Below are 19,006 nucleotides of genomic sequence, written 5' to 3' on the forward strand. Positions count from 1 at the left end.
TCGCTCACGGGCTCACCGCTCCTAGCGCTCGTTCCCGGGTTCGTTCCGCTCATCGGGCCCTGCCGAGCAGCTGGATGGCGCGGCGCAGGATGACCGCCACCTCCGGGTTGTCGGGCGAGTCGGCGGCCACCGTCTCGATCGCCTCGGCGGCCTCCTTGCCGGTGAAGCCGAGGCCGGCCAGGGCATGCAGCACCTGGTCCTTCCAGGGCGCGATCGCGGTGACCCCGGCCAGCTCGCCGGCCGCCGACGACCCGTCGATGGCCCCGATCCGGTCGCGCAGCTCGACCACGATCTTCTCCGCGCCCTTGCGCCCGATGCCGGGAACCTTCACCAGCGCCGCCAGGTCGCTGGTGGCGATGGCCCGGCGCACCTCGCGCGGCGGGTGCACGCCGAGGATCGTCTGGGCGAGCTTGGGCCCCACCCCATTGGCGGTCTGCAGCAGCTCGAACAGGCCGCGCTCGTCGTCGTCGGAGAACCCGTACAGCGTCAGGGAGTCCTCGCGCACCACCAGGCTGGTCGCCAGCCGGGCGGTCTCGCCGACCCGCAACCGGGCCAGGGTGCCCGGCGAGCACGAGACGGCCAGCCCCACCCCGCCGACCTCGACCACCGCACCGTCCGGGCCGAGGGCGGCCACCCGGCCGTGCACGCTGGCGATCATCGGCGTACTCCTATCGCTGTCCGGGTCGCTATGGGAGTGGCACCGGCCGGCCGGGCCGCCCTGCTGCGGGCCAGCGCGGCGTCCAGCCGGGCCTGGGCGGCACCGCGCCAGAGGTGGCAGATCGCCAGCGCCAGCGCGTCGGCCGCGTCGGCCGGCCGCGGCTTGACCTCCAGCCGGAGGATCCGGGTGACCATCGCGGTCACCTGGGCCTTGTCCGCGGTTCCCGAGCCGGTGATCGCGGCCTTGACCTCGGACGGGGTGTGCAGGTGCACCTCGATCCCGTGCCGGGCCGCGGCCACCATCGCCAGCCCCGCGGCCTGGGCCGTGCCGGTGACGGTCCGGACGTTGTGCTGGGCGAACACCCGCTCGACGACCACCACGTCCGGACGGTACTCGCCGATCGCGGCCGACAGCGCGTCGGCGAGCTGGAGCAGCCGGCTGGCCAGCGGGTCCTCGGCCGGCGTCCGGATCACCTCGACGTGCACCAGGGACAGCGCCCGGCCGGTGCTGCCCTGCACCACTCCGATGCCGCACCGGGTCAGGCCGGGATCCACGCCGAGCACCCGCATGAGCGGCCTCACCCCAGTACTGTCTCGTGACCCGTCTTGTGACTGTCTTGTGCCTGTGGCCCAATCGAACGCGCGTTCGACACCTTACCGGCGGAGTCCGACGCGACCGTCCCAAGACACGCGGCGCGGCCGGCCGGGACAGCCGGGCTGCCTAGACTGCCGTCCCATGACCCTGCCGTTCCGCCGTCCCCGCGCCGGGATCCGGCCCAGCCCGGTCTTCCTGGTGGTCGTGGCGCTGACCGTGGCGGGTGGCTACCTGGCCTGGCAGGCCACCGCCGCCACTCGGACGGCCCGGCTGGGCGTCTTCGTCTTCATCGTGGCCGGCTGGGTGGTCACCGTCTGCATCCACGAGTTCGCGCACGCGTTCCTGGCCTGGCGGTTCGGCGACCGCGAGGTCGAGGCCCGTGGCTACCTGACCCTGAACCCCTTGAAATACAGCCATCCGGTGCTGTCGATCCTGCTGCCGGTGCTGTTCATCGCGATCGGCGGCATCGGCCTGCCCGGCGGAGCGGTGTACCTGCATCCGCACCGGTTCCGCAGCAACGCCCAGCGCGCCCTGGTGTCGCTGTCCGGGCCGGCCACCAACATCGTGGTCGCGGTGCTGCTGCTGGTGCTGGTGCGGCGGGTCGGCCTGCACAGCGAGCACGGCGTGTTCTGGTACGGGGTGGCAGGCCTGGCGCTGCTGCAGGTGATGGCCTCGGTGCTGAACCTGCTGCCGGTGCCCGGGCTGGACGGCTACGGCGCGATCGAGCCCTACCTGGACCGGGGCTTCCAGCGCTCGGCTGAGCAGTTCAAGCCCTTCGGCATGCTGGCGCTGTTCGCGCTGCTGCAGATCCGCTCGGTCAACGAGGCGTTCTTCCGGGTGATCTACTGGCTGTTCGAGCTGTCCGGACTGCCCAGCGCGGTCGGCCAGGTCGGCCTGGAACTGCTGCGGTTCTGGGAAAGCACCTGATCCGGCAGGCTTTCCCGGCCCGTCGCGAAGGCCCTTAACACCGATTCCACTAGGGTAGGACCAGCGCTTACCAGGCACCCGGTCACTTCCGTTGTGCAGACCTTGCGGGAGCCGAAACGTTTTGTCATACCCGCCAGGCATGCTGGACGACGTCTGGTCTTGAAGAGCACGGGGGGCAGTAGATGCAGGCACTCGCTCGGTTTGCCGTACGCCGGCGCTGGTTCGTGGTGGCGGGCTGGATCGCGTTCATCGTCGCGCTGCAGGCACTGCTGGGCGGCCTCGGCGGCGCGGACTACCGCGACGACTTCAAGCTGCCGCACACCGAGACCCAGACAGTGGCCCAACTGCTGTCCAGCGCCGGCCTGGACAGCCAGAACGGGGCAACCGGCACCGTAGTGCTGCACGCGCGAACCGGCACCATCGCCGACTACGCCGGGCAGGTGCAGCCGGCGCTGCGCAAGCTCTGCGACGGCGGCTTCGGCCTTGCCACCGCCAACTCCCCGTACGGCCTGGTGACATGTGGCCAGGCCGACGCCGGCAGCGGCGACCCGGCCGCGGCGGCCGCCCAGGTGAGCAAGGACAAGACCATCGCCGTGGTCGACCTGAACTGGGCCGAGCAGCAGCCCACCATCCCCCAGATCACCGACGTCCGCGACGCCCTGGATCCGCTGAACTCGGCGAACCTGCAGGTGGAGTTCACCGGCAACGCCTTCCAGGTGCTGTCCGCCGAGACCCACGGCGTCCCGCCGGAGGTGATCGGGTTCCTGGCCGCCCTGATCATCCTGTTCCTGGTCTTCCGCACCGTCGGCGCCACGGTGCTGCCGCTGGTCAGCGCGATCGCCGCGATGGGCAGCGGGCTGGCCCTGATCGGCCTGCTGTCCCACCTGATGTCGGTGGCCACCTTCGCCAACCAGTTGGCGTTGCTGATGATCCTCGGCGTCGGCGTGGACTACGCGTTGTTCATCGTCACCCGGCACCGCCGCAACCTGATGCGCGGCATGGCCGTCGAGGACTCCATCGTGCTGGCCCTCAACACCTCCGGGCGGGCGGTGCTGTTCGCCGGCATCACTGTCTGCATCGCCCTGATGGGCCTGTGGGCCCTGGGCGTCAGTTTCCTGTACGGGGTGTCGCTGGGCACCGCGATCGGTGTCGGGCTAACCATGCTGGCCTCGCTCACCCTGCTGCCCGCGTTGCTCAGCTTCCTGGGCCTGAAGGTGCTGCCCCGGCGGCGGCGCCGCGAGGTCCGGGCCGGCAACTTCGACCTGAGCGAGCACCGGGACTTCTGGTACCGGTGGTCGCATCTGGTGGAGCGGCGCAAGCTGGCGCTCGGCGCCGTGGCGCTGGCGGTGCTGGCGGTGCTGGCCATTCCGTTCTTCTCGATCCGGCTCGGCTCCTCCGACCAGGGCAACGATCCGCAGAGCACGACCACCCGCAAGGGCTACGACTTGATCGCCCAGGGATTCGGGCCGGGCTACAACTCCGGGCTGCAGCTGGTGATCAGCGGCCCGGGCGCTGCCGACCAGCAGTACCTCGGCCGAGTCAGCCAGCGACTGGCAGGCGTGCCCGACGTGGCGCCGGCCAGCGTGCGGGCGTTCCCGGTCAGCCGCGACGTCGCGCTGGTGACCTTCAAGTCCAGCACCTCACCGCAGGACGCCCGGACCACCGACCTGGTCAAGCGGCTGCGCAACTCGGTACTGCCACCGCTGTACCAGGGCACCGGCAACCACATCTACGTCTACGGCATCACCGCGATCTTCGTCGACTTCGCCAAGGTGCTGTCGGCCAAGATGCCGGTGTTCTTCATCGCGGTGATCGGACTGTCGTTCCTGCTGCTGCTGGTGGCCTTCCGCAGCGTGGTGATACCGGTGACCGCCGCGATCATGAACCTGCTGGCCGCCGCGGCCTCCTTCGGGGTGATCGTGGCGATCTTCCAGTGGGGCTGGCTGTCCGAGGCGCTCGGCATCGGCGGCGGCGGCCCGGTGGAGGCCTTCGTGCCGGTGATGTTCTTCGCGATCCTGTTCGGGCTGTCGATGGACTACCAGGTGTTCCTGGTCAGCCGGATGCACGAGGAGTGGTTGCACACCGGCGACAACCGGCGCTCGATCACGGTAGGCCAGGGCGAGACCGGCGGCATCATCACCGCGGCGGCGCTCATCATGATCGCGGTGTTCGGCGGCTTCATCCTCGGCGACGCACGGGTGATCAAGCTGTTCGGCATCGGGCTGGCCTCGGCGGTGTTCCTGGACGCCTTCGTGGTGCGGACCGTGCTGGTTCCGTCGTTGATGCACCTGCTCGGCAACGCCAACTGGTTCTTCCCCGACTGGCTGGACCGGATCACCCCGCAGGTGTCCATCGAGCCCCCCGAGCCGACCGAGCAGGACCCGGCCGGTCCGGACAATCGGGAGCTGGCCGGCGTCTGACCCGGGGCTCGGTGTCTTGCCGTCCAGGTCCATGAAGGCGTCGATCGGGCGCCCGTCGGGATCCGTCCGACGGCTGGGCAGCCAGGCGGTTGCCGGCTCGCCGGCCGTCTGCAGCCAGGCAATTGCCGGCTGGCCAGCCGGCGAACGGGCAGCCGGCCGGGAAGCCGCCGCTGGTTAGCCGACGGCCGCCATCACGTCGTCGGAAACCTCGAAGTTGGCGTAGACGTTCTGCACGTCGTCGGAGTCCTCGAGCGCGTCGATCAGCTTGAACACCTTGCGCGCGCCCTCCTCGTCGAGGGGCACCTGCACGCTGGGCAGGAACGAGGAGTCGGCCGAGTCGTAGTCGATGCCGGCGTCCTGCAGCGCGGTCCGCACCGCCACTAGGTCGCTCGCCTCGCTGATCACCTCGAACTCCTCGCCCAGATCGTTGACCTCCTCCGCACCGGCCTCCAGCACCGCGGCGAGCACGTCGTCCTCGGTGAGGCCCGCCTTCGGAACGATCACCACGCCCTTGCGGCTGAACAGGTAGGACACCGAACCCGGGTCGGCCATGTTGCCGCCGTTGCGGGTCATTGCGGTGCGCACCTCGCTGGCCGCCCGGTTGCGGTTGTCGGTCAGGCACTCGATCAGCACCGCCACGCCGGACGGCCCGTAGCCCTCATACATGATGGTCTGCCAGTCGGCCCCGCCTGCCTCGGCGCCCGAGCCGCGCTTGACGGCGCGCTCGATGTTGTCCAGCGGCACCGAGGTCTTGCGGGCCTTCTGGATGGCGTCGTACAGCGTCGGGTTGCCGTTCGGGTCACCGCCGCCGGTCCGGGCGGCCACCTCGATGTTCTTGATCAGCTTGGCGAACATCTTGCCGCGCTTGGCGTCCACGACAGCCTTCTTGTGCTTGGTGGTAGCCCACTTGGAATGCCCGCTCATGCCTCACTCACCTTCGCTCGATCGCTCTTCGCGCCAGCGCTCATCGCTACCTTCGCTCCGCTCCGCGCCTGCGATGCTCGCTCACTGGTCACTCACACTCGTCGCGGTCGGCTGCGGTCGCCTCCCGCACCATCTGCAGAAAGTACCCATGCACTCGCGCGTCACCGGTGAGCTCAGGGTGGAAGGACGTGGCCAGCAGGTGCTGCTGGCGGATCCCGACGATCCTACCGGTCGCGGGGCCCGCCTCCACCCGGGCGAGCACCTGGGCGGCCGGACCGACCTCCTCCACCCAGGGCGCCCGGATGAACACCGCGGTCACCGGGCCGCCCGGGATCCCCTCGATCGGCACCGGCTCTTCGAAGGATTCCACCTGCCGGCCGAAGGCGTTGCGCCGGACCGTCATGTCGATGCCGCCGAAGGTCTCCTGGCCGGCGACCCCGTCGAGGATCCGGTCGGCCAGCAGGATCATCCCGGCACACGAGCCGAAGGTCGGCATGCCCGCCGCGATCCGCTTGTGCAGCGGTTCGAACAGCTCGAAGGCCTTGGCCAGCTTGACGATGGTGGTCGACTCACCGCCCGGTATCACCAGGCCGTCCACCGCCTCCAGCTCGGACCGGCGCCGCACCGGCACCGGCTCGGCACCGACCGCCCGGAGCGCCGCCAGGTGCTCGCGGACGTCGCCCTGCAGCGCCAGCACGCCGATCTTCATCAGTGGCTGTGCGCCCGTCCCTCGGCGTGCGCCTGCTCGTGCTCGCGCTCGGCACGGGCCCGGGCGTGCGCCGTGTGGTTGGCGAACTCCTTGCCGTTCTTCGATGTCGACGGCTTCACCACGAGTTGGTCCAGCAGTTGCTGGGTGGCCTCAGTGACCGCCGCGACCGCGGACTCGAAGGCCTCGATGTTCGCCTTGGACGGCGCGCGCATGCCTGAGATCTTGCGGACGTACTGCAGCGCAGCGGCATGCATGTCGTCGGTGGTGACGTGCTCGACGTACGGCGGACGCAGCGTCTGGATGTTGCGGCACATGGTGGTCTCCTAGGGGGTCGACGAGGGTTTCGTATCCGATCCGGACGCCAGGACGTCTCAATCGGATACGAGATCCGGACAACCGGCGGGCTGTGCTGGCTGGGGCGCCGGAGCTACCAGCCGCGCTCGGCGAGTCGGTGCGGCTGCGGGATCTCCTCCACGTTGATGCCCACCATGGCCTCGCCGAGCCCGCGCGAGACCTTGGCAAGCACGTCCGGGTCGTCGTAGAAGGTGGTCGCCTTGACGATCGCCTCGGCCCGCTGGGCCGGGTTGCCGGACTTGAAGATGCCCGAGCCGACGAAGACGCCCTCGGCGCCGAGCTGCATCATCATCGCGGCGTCGGCCGGGGTGGCGATGCCACCGGCGGTGAACAGCACCACCGGCAGCTTGCCGGCCCGGGCCACCTCGGCCACCAGCTCGTACGGCGCCTGCAGCTCCTTGGCCGCCACGAACAGCTCGTCGGCCGACAGCGAGGACAACCGGCGGATCTCGCCGCCGATCTTGCGCATGTGGGTGGTGGCGTTGGAGACGTCACCGGTGCCGGCCTCGCCCTTGGAGCGGATCATCGCCGCCCCCTCGGTGATCCGCCGCAGCGCCTCGCCCAGGTTGGTCGCCCCGCACACGAACGGCACGGTGAACTGCCACTTGTCGATGTGGTTGGCGTAGTCGGCCGGGGTGAGCACCTCGGACTCGTCGATGTAGTCCACGCCGAGCGCCTGCAGGATCTGCGCCTCGACGAAATGGCCGATCCGGGCCTTGGCCATCACCGGGATGGACACCGCGTTGATGATGGAGTCGATCATGTCCGGGTCGCTCATCCGGGACACGCCGCCCTGGGCACGGATGTCGGCCGGCACCCGCTCCAGCGCCATCACCGCGACGGCACCGGCGTCCTCGGCGATCTTGGCCTGCTCGGCGGTCACCACGTCCATGATCACGCCGCCCTTGAGCATCTCGGCCATCCCCCGCTTGACGCGGGCGGTGCCCACGGTGATTCCAGTGGGGACAGCCAGGGACGGGGTGCTGGCGGTGCTGGCGTGCTGAGAGGTCATGGCTGCATTCTACGGCCGGTCGCCGGGTTGCCGAGCACTCCGGCCGGCAACCCGGGCTTGCCGATCGTGCCTACCTCGCCACACCCCGGGGGGCGCCGCCGCACCCCACCCCGGCGACCGCCACACCCCGGGGCGCCGCCCCCTAGACGGGAGCACCCTGGGCGGCCAGCACCACGTAGGCGCCGCCCGGGGCCAGCAGCAGCGGCTTGCCCTTGAGGTCGGTGAAGGTGGTCGGGGCCCCGGACGCCCGCCGCGACCACTTGCCCTCGATCCGGTGGCCGTTGCGGAACAGCACCACCCGGCCGGAGCCGACCGTGTGGGTGTACTGCGACGGGTTGCCCGCCACGTCGATGTCGGCGGTGTTGACCGACACCTTGCACAGCTGCACCAGCACGTTCGGGGTGGCCATCAGCACCCCGTTCACCCCGTGCAGGTGCGCCCCGCCGATCGTCCGGGCGTACTTGCCGATGGTCGGTTCCCAGTCGAAGGTCACCGGGGTGCTGCCCACCACGGTGCGCACCCCGTTCGTCGCCGGGGCGGCCTTGACCCGCGGGTCGGAGGCGGCCCAGCCGAAGCCGACGGAGCGGGAGCCGCCGGTGTGGACCGCGGCCGCCACCCGGCCGAGGTCGGCCTGCAGGTTGTAGGGCGCCGGCCGGTTGGCGTCCCGAGAGAAGCCCGGCGCGCCGCGGTCGTAGATCGCTCCCCTGACCGACGAGTGGTCCAGCACCGCCAGCGAGTCGCCGCCACCACCGGAGGCGACCAGCGAGATCGGGCCGTACTGGGCGAGCAGCTCGGGGTCGCTGGCCCGGACGCTGCGGACCGGCTCGACCACCGGCTTGTGGGTGCCGAACACCGCCACCAGCCGGGTCAGGCCGCCCTCGGCCTGCTCGATGTAGACGATGTCGGCCTGGTCCAGGCCGCGCGACGGGCGGCCGTTAGGGGTGTCGTCGATCTTCACCGCGAGGACCGGGCCGGCCGGCGGCTTGCCGATGCCGGTCAGCGGGTTGACCGGGGGCGGGGGCTTCGGCTTGGCGGTCGGGGTGGGAGTCGGCGTCGGGGTCGGGGTGGCCGAGGCCGAACTGGTGGTCGGCGCCGGGCTGGCGGGGGCCGCGGTGGTGTCCGAGCCGTTGCCGCGCAGGGTCCAGAACGAGACGCCGCCGATCACCACGACCGCGGTCACCCCCCCGGCGATCAGGGCGTGGGCCTTGGACAGTCCGGCGATCATGCGGTGCTCCTTGCGGTTATCTGGCCGGCTGGTCAGCCGGGAACGGACTCACGGGTAAGGAATATCCGGGACGCAGCCCCCGGCTCAGCCCGACGGGCCGGCCTGCCGGTCGGCGGCCGGGCTCTCGGCGAACACGCTGGTGTCGTCGATGTCGAAGAACGCCGGCAGCTCGCGACGCCCGGCAAGATGCAACAACCGGGGCATTCTGCGCGCCCGCAGCGTACGGGTGTCGCGGACGGCATCGTTGAAGAACCGCCGGGCGATCAGCACCCGGGTTGCCGACTCGGCGAGCTCGGTGACCGCGTCGGCGGGCAGCCGCGGGCGGTCGGACTGCAGCCCGGCGATGGCCCGGCCGACCTGGTTCTCCACGGTGCGCCGGTCGGCGTCCTGCCACTGCCGCACCGCCAGCGCGGACCGGGCGGTGTCGATCAGCTCGTGCGCCCGGTCCGGCGGCAGCCGGGAGTCGGGCCGCTCGGCCAGCTGCAGCAGCGCGGCGGCCCGCCGGACCAGCTGGGCGTCCAGCGCCGACTGGGCGGCGTCGACCCGGGCGTGCAGCCGGTCCAGCCGGGTCAGCGTGAGGGTCACCCACAGGGTCAGCACGATCGCGACGAACACCGCCGCGATCAGCCAACCCGCCGACAACACGGCGCCAGGTTACAAAGTCCCGCCAGTCGTCGTCCGGAGGCTCGCTAACAGGCGGTTAACGCGAGAGTGGTAGGGAGGCGGCCACAGCGGCCGGTTGCCGGCTCAGATCCGGACGGTGGCGGCGATCGCGATCTCGTACACCCGCAGGATCTGGGCGGCCACCAGGTTCCAGTCGTAGGGCCGGGCCAGCTCCGCCCCGGCGGCCGACAGCTGCTCGCGCAGCGGCCGGTCGGCCAGCACCCGGTCCAGCGCGCGGGCCAGTCCCGCCGAGTCCCGGTTGCGGAACAGCAGGCCGCCCCGGGTCAGCTGCCAGTAATCACCGGTGGACTGCGCCGCCTCGTTGGCCTGCGCCTCGGTCCGGTCCTCGCTCCTTCGTCGCTGCGATCCTCCCTCGGAAGTGCCCGGGTCCAGCACCGAGCGGAACGCCGGCAGGTCGCTGGCCACGATCGGGGCGCCGGCGGCCAGTGCCTCCAGCAGGATGATGCCGAAGCTCTCGCCCCCGGTGTTCGGGGCGACGTAGACGTCCACGCTGCGCAGCAGCGACGCCTTGTCCGGCTCGCTCACCATCCCCAGCAGGACCACCGACCCCGCCAGCGGCTCCGGCAGCGAGTCCAGGAAGTCCTGCTGCTGGCCGCGGCCGGCCACCAGCAACCGCACCCCGGGGCGGCTGCGGACCAGCTCGGTCATGGCCGCCAGCAGCACCGACATGCCCTTGCGCGGCTCGTCGTAGCGGCCGATGAACCCGATGGTGCCGCCGAGCGCCGGATCGCGCGGATAGCCCGGCAACGGCTCGGCGCCGGCGTACGCGGCCACCGACACCCCGTTCGGGATCACCACCGCATCGCCACCGAGGTGCTCGACGATCATCTTGCGGGCCGACGGGGACACCGCGATCCGCCCGGACAGCCGCTCCAGCACCGCCTGCACCGCGCTGTCGAACATCGCCAGGAACCGCGAGCGGGTGGAGGCGGCGTGGAAGGTGGCCACCAGCGGCACGTCGGCCAGCAGCACGGTCAGCAGCGACAGGCTGGGCGGCGCCGGCTCGTGCACGTGCACCACGTCGAACTCGCCCTGCCGCAGCCAGCGCCGGACCCGGGTGGCCGACACCAGCCCGAACTGCAGCCGGGCCACCGAGCCGTTGTACGGAATGGGCACCGTCCGGCCGGCAGCCACCACGTAGCCGGGCAGGCTGGGCGAGTCCTCGTCCCCCGGCGCCAGCACCGACACCTGGTGGCCGAGGCCGATCAACGTCTCGGCCAGGTCCCGGACGTGTGCCTGGACGCCGCCCGGGACGTCCCACAGGTACGGGCAGACGATGCCGATCCTCATGGCCGGCCCACCGTTGCGGCCGGCTCGTCACCGGCCGACTCGTCACCGGCCGACTCGCCGCCGTTCCGGTCCGAGCCTGCCGGACCCGAGCCGTCCTGGCCCGAGCCGTCCTGGCCCGAGCCGGCCTGGTCGAAGTCGGCCAGCCAGAGCCGTTGCAGCATGTGCCAGTCCTGCGGATAGCGGGCGATGCCGGCTTCGAAGGCGTCGGCCAGCGCCTGGGTGCCCCGCCGCACCCGGTCGCGCAGCGGCCCGTCGCCCAGCTCGATCGGCGGCCCGATCCACTGCCCCCAGCCGTCCCCGTCGAAGTACAGGTGCACCGGCATCAGCGCCGCGCCGGTGGTCGCGGCCAGCAGAGCGGGCCCGGCCGGCATCCGGGTCCGCTCGCCGAAGAACTCGACGTCCACCCCGTTGCGGGACAGGTCCCGGTCGGCCACCAGGCACACCGCCTCACCGGCCCGCAACCGCTCCGCCAGCACGGTGGTGGGCGGCTGCGGGCCGCCGGTCAGCGGCAGCACCCGCATGCCCAGGCTCTCCCGGTAGGCCACGAACCGGTCGAACAGCGACTCCGGCTTCAACCGCTCGGCGACGGTGCTGAACGGGTAGCCGCGCCGCACCAGCCACAGCCCGGCGATGTCCCAGTTGCCGCTGTGCGGCAGCGCGAAGACGGCGCCCCGACCGGCGGCCATGGCCTGGTCGACATGCTCCGCCCCGTCGGTGCGCACGGCGGCCAGCACCTGCCCGACGTCCATGCTGGGCAGCCGGAAGGTCTCCAGCCAGTACCGGGCGTAGGAGCGCATGCCGGCCCGCACCAGCCGGTCCAGCTCAGCCGCCCCGGCCGCCGCGCCGGCCACCCGCTGCAGGTTGCGCCGCAGCTGCCGCACCGACCGGCCGTCCCGGCGCACCGCGAGGTCGGCGGCGGCGGCGAACAGCCGGCCGGCCACCGGGGCCGGCAGCGCCCGGATCAGCCGCCAGCCGGTGACGTAGCCGGCGGTGCTCAGCCACCCCGCGGCCGGCTTCACGCCGGCTGCGCCCGGGACTGCTGCCAGACGGTGGCCAGCCGCTGGACCACGGTGACCGCCGAGGCCGCCACCAGCAGCCAGAGCGCCCCCGCCTGGACGTAGGGCACCCCGAACGGCCAGCCGGTCAGGCCGGTGCCGACCAGCACGATGATCAGCCGTTCGGTGCGCTCGGCGATGCCCACATTGCAGGTGAAGCCGGCGCCCTCGGCGCGTGCCTTGATGTAGGAGGTCAGCGACCCGAGCACCAGGCACAGCAGCGCCGCCGCCAGCAGTGACGGCTGGTCGTGCCGGGCGAACCACCAGGCCAGCGTGCCGAACACCGCGGCGTCGGCGATCCGGTCGCAGCTGGAGTCCAGCACGGCACCGAACCGGCTGCCCCGGCCGCCCGCCCGGGCCACCGCGCCGTCGACCATGTCGAACATCACGAAGGCCCAGATGAGCAGCGTGCCGGCGAAGAAGTACCCCCGCGGGTAGCAGACCAGCGCCGACACGGTGGCGCCGACGGTGCCGGCCACCGTGATCATGTCGGGACTGACGCCGGCTTGCGCCAGCGACCGGCCCAGTGGCGCGATGGCCTTGCCGATCGGGGCGCGCAGCAGGTTCAGCACCGCTCAACTCTATCGGGCGACCTGTCGCCGGCGGCTCCGGCGAGGGCCGGGCGGTTCGCCCGGTCACCGTCCGGCCGAAAGTGGATCAAGGCCGGGATGGGCCGTTCGGGGCCTTGCCCGTCCTGCCCGATCTGGTGTCAAATGCAGCAGGGCCGCGCTTCGGACGCACTCCAGCGAGCCCCGCCGGAGTCGGGAGCAGCCCCCGGAACGAGTGAGGGCTGCGGCGATGACGACGAAGACGGCGGCACGTACCCAGAGCCGGTTGCCGGCAGTGGCGGCCAGCGACCCGGACCACATCCGCAACGTGGCGCTGGTCGGGCACGGCGGGGTCGGCAAGACCACGCTGACCGAGCACCTGCTGGCGGCGGCCGGCGCGATCACCCGGGCCGGCACCATCGCCGACGGCAACACCGTCTCCGACGCCGACCCGGTCGAGATCAGCCAGCAACGCTCGGCGTTCCTGTCGGTCTGCCCGGTGCGCTACCGCGACATGGTGGTCAACCTGCTCGACACCCCCGGCTCGCCGGACTTCGTCGGTGAGCTGCGCGCCGGCCTGCGGGCCGCCGACGCCGCGCTGTTCGTGGTCTCGGCCGCCGACGAGCTCGACGATGCCACTCTGGCGCTGTGGGAGGAGTGCGCCGCCCTGGGCACCCCCCGGGCGGTGGTGATCAACCGGCTGGACGCACCGCGCGCCGACCTGGCCCGCACCCTGGCCGCCTGCCGGCAGGCCTTCGGCGGGGTGGACGGCAACGCGGTGCTGCCGCTGTACCTGCCCGAGGATCCCGCCCGGCCGACGGCCGGCACCCTGGTCGAGCTGCTCACCGCCACCGACCCGGCGCACGCCGAGGACCGGGCGGCCCTGCTCGAGGCGATCATCGCCGAGAGCGAGGACGAGACGCTGCTGGAGCGCTACCTGTCCGGCGACGACCTGGACCCGGCGGTGCTGGCCGCCGACCTGCACACCGCGGTGGGCCGCGGGCACTTCCACCCGGTGGTGCCGATCTCGGGCGGCGACGAGGCCAATTTCGGGCTGCGCGAGCTGCTGGACCTGATCGTGCGCGGCTTTCCCAGCCCGTGCGAGCGCCCGCTGCCGGACTGCTACACCCCGATCGGCGGGGACGGGCCGGAGCTGGCCTGCGACCCGGCCGGGCCGCTGGCCGCCGAGGTGATCCGTACCTGGGTCGACCCCTACATGGGCCGGGTGTCGCTGGCCCGGGTGTTCTCGGGCACCATCACCACCGACACCCCGCTGCACGTATCCGGCCACGGCGGCGCCGACCGCGGCCATCCCGACCACGACGCCGACGAGAAGACCGCCACCCTGCTCGGCCCGACGCTGGCCCCGATCACCTCGGCGTTCGCCGGCGACTTCTGCGTGGTGGCCCGGCTGGCCAGCGCCGAGACTGGCGACACGCTGTCCGAGCAGCGCCAGCCGCTGGTGATCCTGCCCTGGCAGCTGCCCGAGCCGCTGCTGCCGATCGCGGTCCGGGGCGCGACCCGCAACGACGAGGACGCCCTGGCCAAGGCCCTGACCAGGCTGTCGGCCGCCGACCCGGCCGTCCGGATCGAGCGCAACGCCCACACCGGGCAGCTGGTGCTGTGGTGCCTGGGCGAGGCGCACGCCGAGGTGGTGCTGGCCAGGCTGCGGGCCGGTGGCACCACCCTGGAGACCGAGCCGGTCCGGGTGCCGTTGCTGGCCACCTTCACCGGTCAAGCCCGCGGGCACGGCCGGCAGGTCAAGCAGTCCGGCGGGCATGGCCAGTACGCCGTCTGCGACCTGCTGATCGAACCGCTGCCGCGCGGCTCGGGGGTGCAGTTCCTGGACCGGGTGGTCGGCGGGGCGGTGCCCAGCCAGTTCATCGGCTCGGTGGAGAAGGGCGCCCGGACCCAGCTGGCCAAGGGCGTGCAGGGCTCGGTGCCGGTGGTCGACGTGCAGGTGACCCTGCTGGACGGCAAGGCGCACAGCGTGGACTCCTCCGACGCCGCCTTCCAGACCGCGGCGGCGCTGGCCGTCAAGGAGGCCGCCGCGTCCGGCGGCATCCAGGTGCTGGAGCCGGTGGACGCGGTGCAGATCACCGTCGCCGAGCACCACATCGGGGCGGTGATGTCGGACCTGTCCGGACGCCGGGCCCGGGTGACCGGCACCGAGCCGCTGGTCTCGGACCGGCCCGGCAACCGCAGCGTGGTGCACGCCGAGGTACCCGCGGTGGAGCTGCTGCGCTACCCGGCGGTGCTGCGCTCGCTCACCGGCGGCGCGGGCAGCTTCAGCCGCAGCTACCTGCGGCACGACCCGGCGCCGGCCGCGGTCGCCACCGCCCTGCTGGGGTAGCTCCGACCCTGCCGGGCCGCGGGCCGCCTCGCGATGTCGGTGGGCGGGGCCAGGAGCGCGTTGGTCGCGATCTGTCATGAGGATCGATCGTCTGGACGGTCGATCCTCATGACAGAGCCGAGCGCGTCCGGCGAGCCTGGTCCTCCGGCCGCCTCGTAACCACCCGCCGCCGACTCTCGTTGGACGCAGTGACCTGCCGTCCGCGAGAGAGCGAGCCATGACCGACCCCGAGCATGCCGAACCGCCCAGCACCGGACGCCCGGCCTCCCCGGGCCGGCACCGGGCATCCCGCGAGGACGCCGCCGCAACGGCCGGTCCACACCGGCTGCCGCGGGCCGCGCTGGCCGGCCTGGGCGTCGTCGCGCTGGCGGTCGGCGTGCTGGCCGCCACCAGCGCCGCGGGCACCCCGACCCGGCCGGTTTCGCCCCAGCCGGGCAGCACCGGCTCGGCGCTGACCGGCGCGGCCCGGCTCTCGCTCGGGGCGCCGCCGGGAGCCAAGGTGCTGACGGCCACCCCGGTGCACGTGGCCCGGCCGGCGGCAGCCACCCCGGCCGCGGTGCACGTCATGGCGGTCGGCGGAATCCCGGCCGTGGCGCTCGACGCCTACCGGCTGGCGGCCGCCCGGATGGGCTCGGCCCAGCCGGACTGCGGGCTGCCCTGGCAGCTGCTGGCCGGGATCGGCCGGATCGAGTCCAACCACGGCCGGTACGGCGGCGCGTCCCTCACCGCCACCGGCGAGTCCCGGCCGCACATCATCGGGCCGGCGTTGGACGGCACCCGCTACGACTACATCGCCGACACCGACGGCGGCCGGCTGGACGGCGACCCCCGGGTCGACCACGCCGTCGGGCCGATGCAGTTCATTCCGGCCACCTGGGCGATGTACGGCATCGACGGCAACGGCGACCGGGTCGCCAGCCCGTTCAACATCGCCGACGCGGCGCTGGCGGCGGCCCGCTACCTGTGCGCGGCGGGCGGGGACCTGCGCACCGCCGCCGGGCAGCGCCGGGCGGTGCTGGCCTACAACCACTCCGACGAGTACCTGGCGCTGGTGCTGGCGACCGCGCAGGCCTACGCCACCGGCACTCCGCCGGCCGGGCCGGTCCAGGGCGTGGCCACCGGCCCGCTGCCCCCGGTGGACACCAGCTGGCTGCCGCCGGTGAACCCGGGCCGGCCGGCCGGAGCACCCGCTGCCTCCTCCGGCGCTGCACCGTCGGGTTCCCGCCCGGCGGGGTCGGACGGTTCGGCGGGCACCGGGTCGTCCGGCGGCGGTGCGGCGGGCAGCAGCTCGTCCGGCGGCGGTCCGGCCGGTACCGGCTCGCCGTCCGGCAGCGACCCGGCGGGCGGTGGTTCGGCCGGCGGTTCTACCGGCAGCAGCTCCTCCAGCCGCCCGGCACCGACCAGCTCTCCCCCGGCCCCGCCGGAGCCGAGCCAGTCGCCGAGCCAGCCGGCGCCGGTACTGCCGTTGCCCAGCATCAGCCTGCCGGCGATCCTGCCCTCGCCCACCGGCAGCACCGGCTGCACCCAGGTCGTGCTGGGCATCGTGGTGCCGGTGCCGTGCGGCTCGTCCTGACCGCGCCGCCGGACTAGCCGACGAAGCGCAGGATCAGCCGGTCGTCGAGCGGCCGGAACCCGATCCGCTGGTAGATCCCGTTCGAGGTGGGGTTGGCCTGGTCGGTGAACAACACCACCTGGCGCGCCCCGCCGTCCAGCGCGTCGCAGGTGCAGGCCGCGGTGACCGCCGCTCCGTAGCCGTGCCGCCGGGAGGCCGGCGGGGTGTAGACCGGCCCGATCCGGCTGACGCCGGCCACCGTGACGTTGCGGGCAGCCATCGACACCGGGCTGCCTTGCTCGTCCTGCCACAGCCAGATCAGCCCGAGCTCCACCCGCCGCCGGTAGATCTCGCGCTGCGGGCTGGCCTCGGATGCCTCCGACTCGCGGTGGAAGGCCACCAGCCAGTCCATCAGCACGTCCAGGTCCGCCTCGACGGCCGGCCGGGCCTTGCCGGGTGGTGCCGGGTCGGGCGGGCGCAGGCCGTCCAGGGTGTAGAGCCGCTGGCACATCGCCAGTTCGGTGCGCAGGCCGGTGGCGGCGGTCCAGCTGCCGGCGAACCGGCGGGCGGCGTCGGCGGTGCCCATCGTGTCCGGAACGGTGGCTGCCCGGGCCCGCAGCCCGGCGACCAGCTCGTCCTCGCTGCCGGCCGGCAGCTCGGCGATCAGCACGCCGTACGGCGGCGTCATCGACACCGCGCCGGTCACCGCGCCGCCGGCCTCGTACCACCCGAACAGCGGCGGGATGTCGGAGAACCGCTGGCCGGCCCGCAGCGTCTCCAGCACCGTGAGCGGCACGGTGTTGGTGTCCGGGCGGGCGGTGAGCAGGTCCAGGACCTGCTCGGCATAGCGTTCGGGGTCGTCGCTGAAGTACCAGGGCATGCCGTTACCGTGCCATCGACGCAGGTGTCCGGTCGAGTCAATTCCGTCAGCACGCCGGGGCCGGTATCCGCTGTCAGCGGCCTTGGGTAGGTTGACCGCACGCGGTCGCTGAGCTCCTCTACCCGAACGGAGATACCCGTGAGCAGACGTCAATCCCGGTCAGAGGTCGCCGGTGCCCTGTCCGCGCTGGCCGAGCCTGCCCGGACGGCTGGTGCCAGCGTGGCCGAGCACGCCAAGGCCGCCGGTGCCAGCGTGGCCGAACAGGCCCGGACGGCCGGTGCCGGTGTCGCCGAGCACGCCAAAGCCGCCGGTACTAGCGTGGCCGAACAGGCCCGGACGGCCGGTGCCAGCGTCGCCGAGCGCTCCAGGTCGGCCGGCAGCAGCGCGGCCGAGCTCTCCAGGTCGGCCAGTGCCAGCGTCGCCGAGCGCTCCAGATCCGCCGGCAGCAACGTGGCCGACAGCGGCAAGGTCGCGGCCGGCAGCGCCGGGCACGCGATCAGCGGGGCGGTCGGCGCAGCCACCGGCGCGGTGAGCGAGGCGGTCGGCGCAGCCACCGGCGTAGTGAGCGAGGCAGTGGAGACCGCTGCCGGCGCTGCCGAGGCACTGGCGGCGCGCGGCCGGCGGGCGCGCAAGGCCGCCCAGGCGCAGGCCAAAGCCCGGCGCAAGCAGGCCGCCAAGCAGGCCCGGTCCGCCGGCAAGCTCACTCGCAAGCAGGCCAAGTGGGCCCGCAAGCAGGCCAAGTGGGCTCGCAAGCGGGGCGGTCGGGTATTGGCCGACGCCACCCAGCAAGCCAAGGTGCAAGCAGCCCACGCCAAGGCACAGGCGCGGCTCCAGGCGGCCGCCGCGAAGATCCAGGCCGCCGAGCAGGCCCATGCCGCGGCGGCGAAGATCACCCGGCAACCCCGCCGGACCAAGCCGTCCGGTCGCCCGAAGCGCCGGTTGGGACGGCTGGTGCTGATCGGTGGGGCGGTGGCCGGGGTGGCCTACCTGATCCGCAGCCGGTTCGCGCCGGTCACTCCGCCGACCGTCCAGCCCTGGACGCAGGCCCCGCAACCGCCATCCCAGCCGGCCCAGGCACCATCCCAGCCGGCCCAGGCACCATCCCAGTCGGCCCAGCCGCCATCGCAGCCGGCCCAGGCGCCATCGCAGCCGGCTCAGGCGCCATCGCAGCCGGCCCAGCCGTCATCCCAGCCGGCTCCGACGCAGCCGGACAGCACCGGCTGAGGAGGGCGGTCAGGGCAGCGGCCAGTGCGCAGCCAGCAGATCGCGGCTTTCGGACAGCAACTGCGGAAGCACCCGGGTCTGGCCGATCACCGGCATGAAGTTCATGTCCCCGCCCCAGCGCGGCACGACGTGCTGGTGCAGGTGCGCGGCGATCCCGGCGCCGCCGACCGCGCCCTGGTTCATGCCGATGTTGAAACCCTGCGGGCGGGCGGCGGACCGTAACGCCGCCATCGCCCGCTGGGTGAACAGCGCGACCTCGGCGACCTCGGCGGCGGTCAGGTCGGTGTAGTCGGCGACGTGCCGGTACGGCACCACCATCAGGTGGCCGGGGTTGTACGGGTACAGGTTGAGCACCGCGAAGGCCAGTTCGCCGCGACTGACGATCAGCGCGTCGGCATCAGAGCGGGACGGCAGCTCGCAGAACGGGCAGTGGTGCGCCGAGTCGGACGCGGGCTTGCCCTCGCCGCCGATGTAGACCATCCGGTGCGGGGTCCACAGCCGCTGGAAGGCATCCGGCGCACCGGCGTAGTCCCGGCCGTCGACCAGTTCCGGACCGGGCCCGTCCGGATCAGCTCCGTCCAGATCAGCGCCGACCGG

At 72.9% G+C, this 19,006-nt stretch carries 18 protein-coding genes; 5 read left to right on the top strand and 13 right to left on the bottom strand.

Annotation, left to right across the window (positions count from 1 at the left end):
• Window positions 1-49 precede the first annotated feature (49 nt).
• Together ruvA and ruvC are read right to left on the bottom strand one after the other, a co-directional pair.
• Window positions 50-658, bottom strand: coding sequence for a Holliday junction branch migration protein RuvA (ruvA, locus tag VLJ82_RS09995; RefSeq protein ID WP_408663195.1), 609 nt, complete (start codon window positions 656-658; stop codon window positions 50-52).
• Entirely contained in the window at window positions 655-1,227 is a 573-nt protein-coding gene (gene ruvC / locus VLJ82_RS10000) for a crossover junction endodeoxyribonuclease RuvC (protein WP_408663224.1), read from the bottom strand. The genes ruvA and ruvC overlap by 4 nt, the downstream gene beginning before the upstream one ends.
• Before the next feature lie 166 nt (window positions 1,228-1,393).
• Between ruvC and VLJ82_RS10005 the strand changes: the two genes are divergently transcribed.
• Window positions 1,394-2,179 (top strand): site-2 protease family protein, encoded by a 786-nt coding sequence (locus tag VLJ82_RS10005; RefSeq protein WP_408663196.1) that lies wholly within the window; start codon window positions 1,394-1,396, stop codon window positions 2,177-2,179.
• Window positions 2,180-2,361: 182 nt separating this feature from the next.
• Window positions 2,362-4,599 carry an MMPL family transporter gene (locus VLJ82_RS10010; protein WP_408663197.1) on the top strand — a complete coding sequence of 746 codons (2,238 nt, stop codon included), beginning with the start codon at window positions 2,362-2,364 and terminating at the stop codon, window positions 4,597-4,599.
• 174 nt (window positions 4,600-4,773) lie between these two features.
• Here VLJ82_RS10010 and VLJ82_RS10015 read toward each other — a convergent pair whose 3' ends face one another.
• The 9 genes from VLJ82_RS10015 to pgsA all read right to left on the bottom strand — a co-directional run bounded on the left by VLJ82_RS10015 (window position 4,774) and on the right by pgsA (window position 12,424).
• Window positions 4,774-5,523, bottom strand: coding sequence for a YebC/PmpR family DNA-binding transcriptional regulator (locus VLJ82_RS10015; RefSeq protein ID WP_408663198.1), 750 nt, complete (start codon window positions 5,521-5,523; stop codon window positions 4,774-4,776).
• Between the two features lie 88 nt (window positions 5,524-5,611).
• Window positions 5,612-6,232 carry a pyridoxal 5'-phosphate synthase glutaminase subunit PdxT gene (gene pdxT, locus VLJ82_RS10020; RefSeq protein WP_408663199.1) on the bottom strand — a complete coding sequence of 207 codons (621 nt, stop codon included), beginning with the start codon at window positions 6,230-6,232 and terminating at the stop codon, window positions 5,612-5,614.
• Window positions 6,232-6,546: a DUF2277 domain-containing protein gene (locus tag VLJ82_RS10025; RefSeq protein WP_408663200.1), complete on the bottom strand. Its 315-nt coding sequence runs from the start codon at window positions 6,544-6,546 to the stop codon at window positions 6,232-6,234. Before VLJ82_RS10025 ends, pdxT begins: the two co-directional genes overlap by 1 nt.
• 113 nt (window positions 6,547-6,659) lie before the next feature.
• Window positions 6,660-7,598 carry a pyridoxal 5'-phosphate synthase lyase subunit PdxS gene (gene pdxS / locus VLJ82_RS10030; protein WP_408663201.1) on the bottom strand — a complete coding sequence of 313 codons (939 nt, stop codon included), beginning with the start codon at window positions 7,596-7,598 and terminating at the stop codon, window positions 6,660-6,662.
• Between the two features lie 142 nt (window positions 7,599-7,740).
• Window positions 7,741-8,823 (bottom strand): DUF3048 domain-containing protein, encoded by a 1,083-nt coding sequence (locus VLJ82_RS10035; RefSeq protein ID WP_408663202.1) that lies wholly within the window; start codon window positions 8,821-8,823, stop codon window positions 7,741-7,743.
• 84 nt (window positions 8,824-8,907) lie between these two features.
• Window positions 8,908-9,468, bottom strand: a complete 561-nt coding sequence (locus tag VLJ82_RS10040; RefSeq protein ID WP_408663203.1) for a hypothetical protein — start codon at window positions 9,466-9,468, stop codon at window positions 8,908-8,910.
• Between the two features lie 102 nt (window positions 9,469-9,570).
• Window positions 9,571-10,797, bottom strand: a complete 1,227-nt coding sequence (locus tag VLJ82_RS10045) for a glycosyltransferase family 4 protein (protein ID WP_408663204.1) — start codon at window positions 10,795-10,797, stop codon at window positions 9,571-9,573.
• A complete protein-coding gene (locus VLJ82_RS10050; RefSeq protein WP_408663205.1) occupies window positions 10,794-11,816 on the bottom strand; it encodes a phosphatidylinositol mannoside acyltransferase in 1,023 nt (340 codons plus the stop codon). Before VLJ82_RS10050 ends, VLJ82_RS10045 begins: the two co-directional genes overlap by 4 nt.
• The gene (gene pgsA / locus VLJ82_RS10055; protein WP_408663206.1) at window positions 11,813-12,424 is read right to left on the bottom strand and encodes a phosphatidylinositol phosphate synthase; all 612 of its coding nucleotides are present in this window, start codon (window positions 12,422-12,424) and stop codon (window positions 11,813-11,815) included. The genes VLJ82_RS10050 and pgsA overlap by 4 nt, the downstream gene beginning before the upstream one ends.
• A 226-nt stretch (window positions 12,425-12,650) precedes the next feature.
• Here pgsA and VLJ82_RS10060 point away from each other — a divergent pair, with 226 nt between their 5' ends.
• Window positions 12,651-14,753, top strand: a complete 2,103-nt coding sequence (locus tag VLJ82_RS10060) for an elongation factor G-like protein EF-G2 (protein ID WP_408663207.1) — start codon at window positions 12,651-12,653, stop codon at window positions 14,751-14,753.
• Window positions 14,754-14,970: 217 nt separating this feature from the next.
• Window positions 14,971-16,326 (top strand): lytic transglycosylase domain-containing protein, encoded by a 1,356-nt coding sequence (locus tag VLJ82_RS10065; RefSeq protein WP_408663208.1) that lies wholly within the window; start codon window positions 14,971-14,973, stop codon window positions 16,324-16,326.
• Window positions 16,327-16,339: 13 nt separating this feature from the next.
• Here VLJ82_RS10065 and VLJ82_RS10070 read toward each other — a convergent pair whose 3' ends face one another.
• Window positions 16,340-17,185 carry a GNAT family N-acetyltransferase gene (locus VLJ82_RS10070; protein ID WP_408663209.1) on the bottom strand — a complete coding sequence of 282 codons (846 nt, stop codon included), beginning with the start codon at window positions 17,183-17,185 and terminating at the stop codon, window positions 16,340-16,342.
• Between the two features lie 138 nt (window positions 17,186-17,323).
• On the opposite strand from VLJ82_RS10070, the gene VLJ82_RS10075 reads away from it, so the two are divergent.
• The gene (locus VLJ82_RS10075) at window positions 17,324-18,409 is read left to right on the top strand and encodes a hypothetical protein (protein WP_408663210.1); all 1,086 of its coding nucleotides are present in this window, start codon (window positions 17,324-17,326) and stop codon (window positions 18,407-18,409) included.
• A 9-nt stretch (window positions 18,410-18,418) separates the two neighbouring features.
• On the opposite strand, the gene VLJ82_RS10080 is transcribed toward VLJ82_RS10075, so the two are convergent.
• A complete protein-coding gene (locus tag VLJ82_RS10080) occupies window positions 18,419-18,991 on the bottom strand; it encodes an HIT family protein (protein WP_408663225.1) in 573 nt (190 codons plus the stop codon).
• Window positions 18,992-19,006: the final 15 nt, after the last annotated feature.

The sequence above is a fragment of the Jatrophihabitans sp. genome, from assembly GCF_035474675.1.
Lineage (GTDB): Bacteria > Actinomycetota > Actinomycetes > Mycobacteriales > Jatrophihabitantaceae > Jatrophihabitans_A.

What these genes read in the sequence shown, in the direction of transcription:
- ruvA (WP_408663195.1), bottom strand. Translation starts at nt 658, where the DNA reads ATGATCGCCAGCGTGCACGGCCGGGTGGCCGCCCTCGGCCCGGACGGT.
- ruvC (WP_408663224.1), bottom strand. Translation starts at nt 1,227, where the DNA reads ATGCGGGTGCTCGGCGTGGATCCCGGCCTGACCCGGTGCGGCATCGGA.
- VLJ82_RS10005 (WP_408663196.1), top strand. Translation starts at nt 1,394, where the DNA reads ATGACCCTGCCGTTCCGCCGTCCCCGCGCCGGGATCCGGCCCAGCCCG.
- VLJ82_RS10010 (WP_408663197.1), top strand. Translation starts at nt 2,362, where the DNA reads ATGCAGGCACTCGCTCGGTTTGCCGTACGCCGGCGCTGGTTCGTGGTG.
- VLJ82_RS10015 (WP_408663198.1), bottom strand. Translation starts at nt 5,523, where the DNA reads ATGAGCGGGCATTCCAAGTGGGCTACCACCAAGCACAAGAAGGCTGTC.
- pdxT (WP_408663199.1), bottom strand. Translation starts at nt 6,232, where the DNA reads ATGAAGATCGGCGTGCTGGCGCTGCAGGGCGACGTCCGCGAGCACCTG.
- VLJ82_RS10025 (WP_408663200.1), bottom strand. Translation starts at nt 6,546, where the DNA reads ATGTGCCGCAACATCCAGACGCTGCGTCCGCCGTACGTCGAGCACGTC.
- pdxS (WP_408663201.1), bottom strand. Translation starts at nt 7,598, where the DNA reads ATGACCTCTCAGCACGCCAGCACCGCCAGCACCCCGTCCCTGGCTGTC.
- VLJ82_RS10035 (WP_408663202.1), bottom strand. Translation starts at nt 8,823, where the DNA reads ATGATCGCCGGACTGTCCAAGGCCCACGCCCTGATCGCCGGGGGGGTG.
- VLJ82_RS10045 (WP_408663204.1), bottom strand. Translation starts at nt 10,797, where the DNA reads ATGAGGATCGGCATCGTCTGCCCGTACCTGTGGGACGTCCCGGGCGGC.
- VLJ82_RS10060 (WP_408663207.1), top strand. Translation starts at nt 12,651, where the DNA reads ATGACGACGAAGACGGCGGCACGTACCCAGAGCCGGTTGCCGGCAGTG.
- VLJ82_RS10065 (WP_408663208.1), top strand. Translation starts at nt 14,971, where the DNA reads ATGACCGACCCCGAGCATGCCGAACCGCCCAGCACCGGACGCCCGGCC.
- VLJ82_RS10070 (WP_408663209.1), bottom strand. Translation starts at nt 17,185, where the DNA reads ATGCCCTGGTACTTCAGCGACGACCCCGAACGCTATGCCGAGCAGGTC.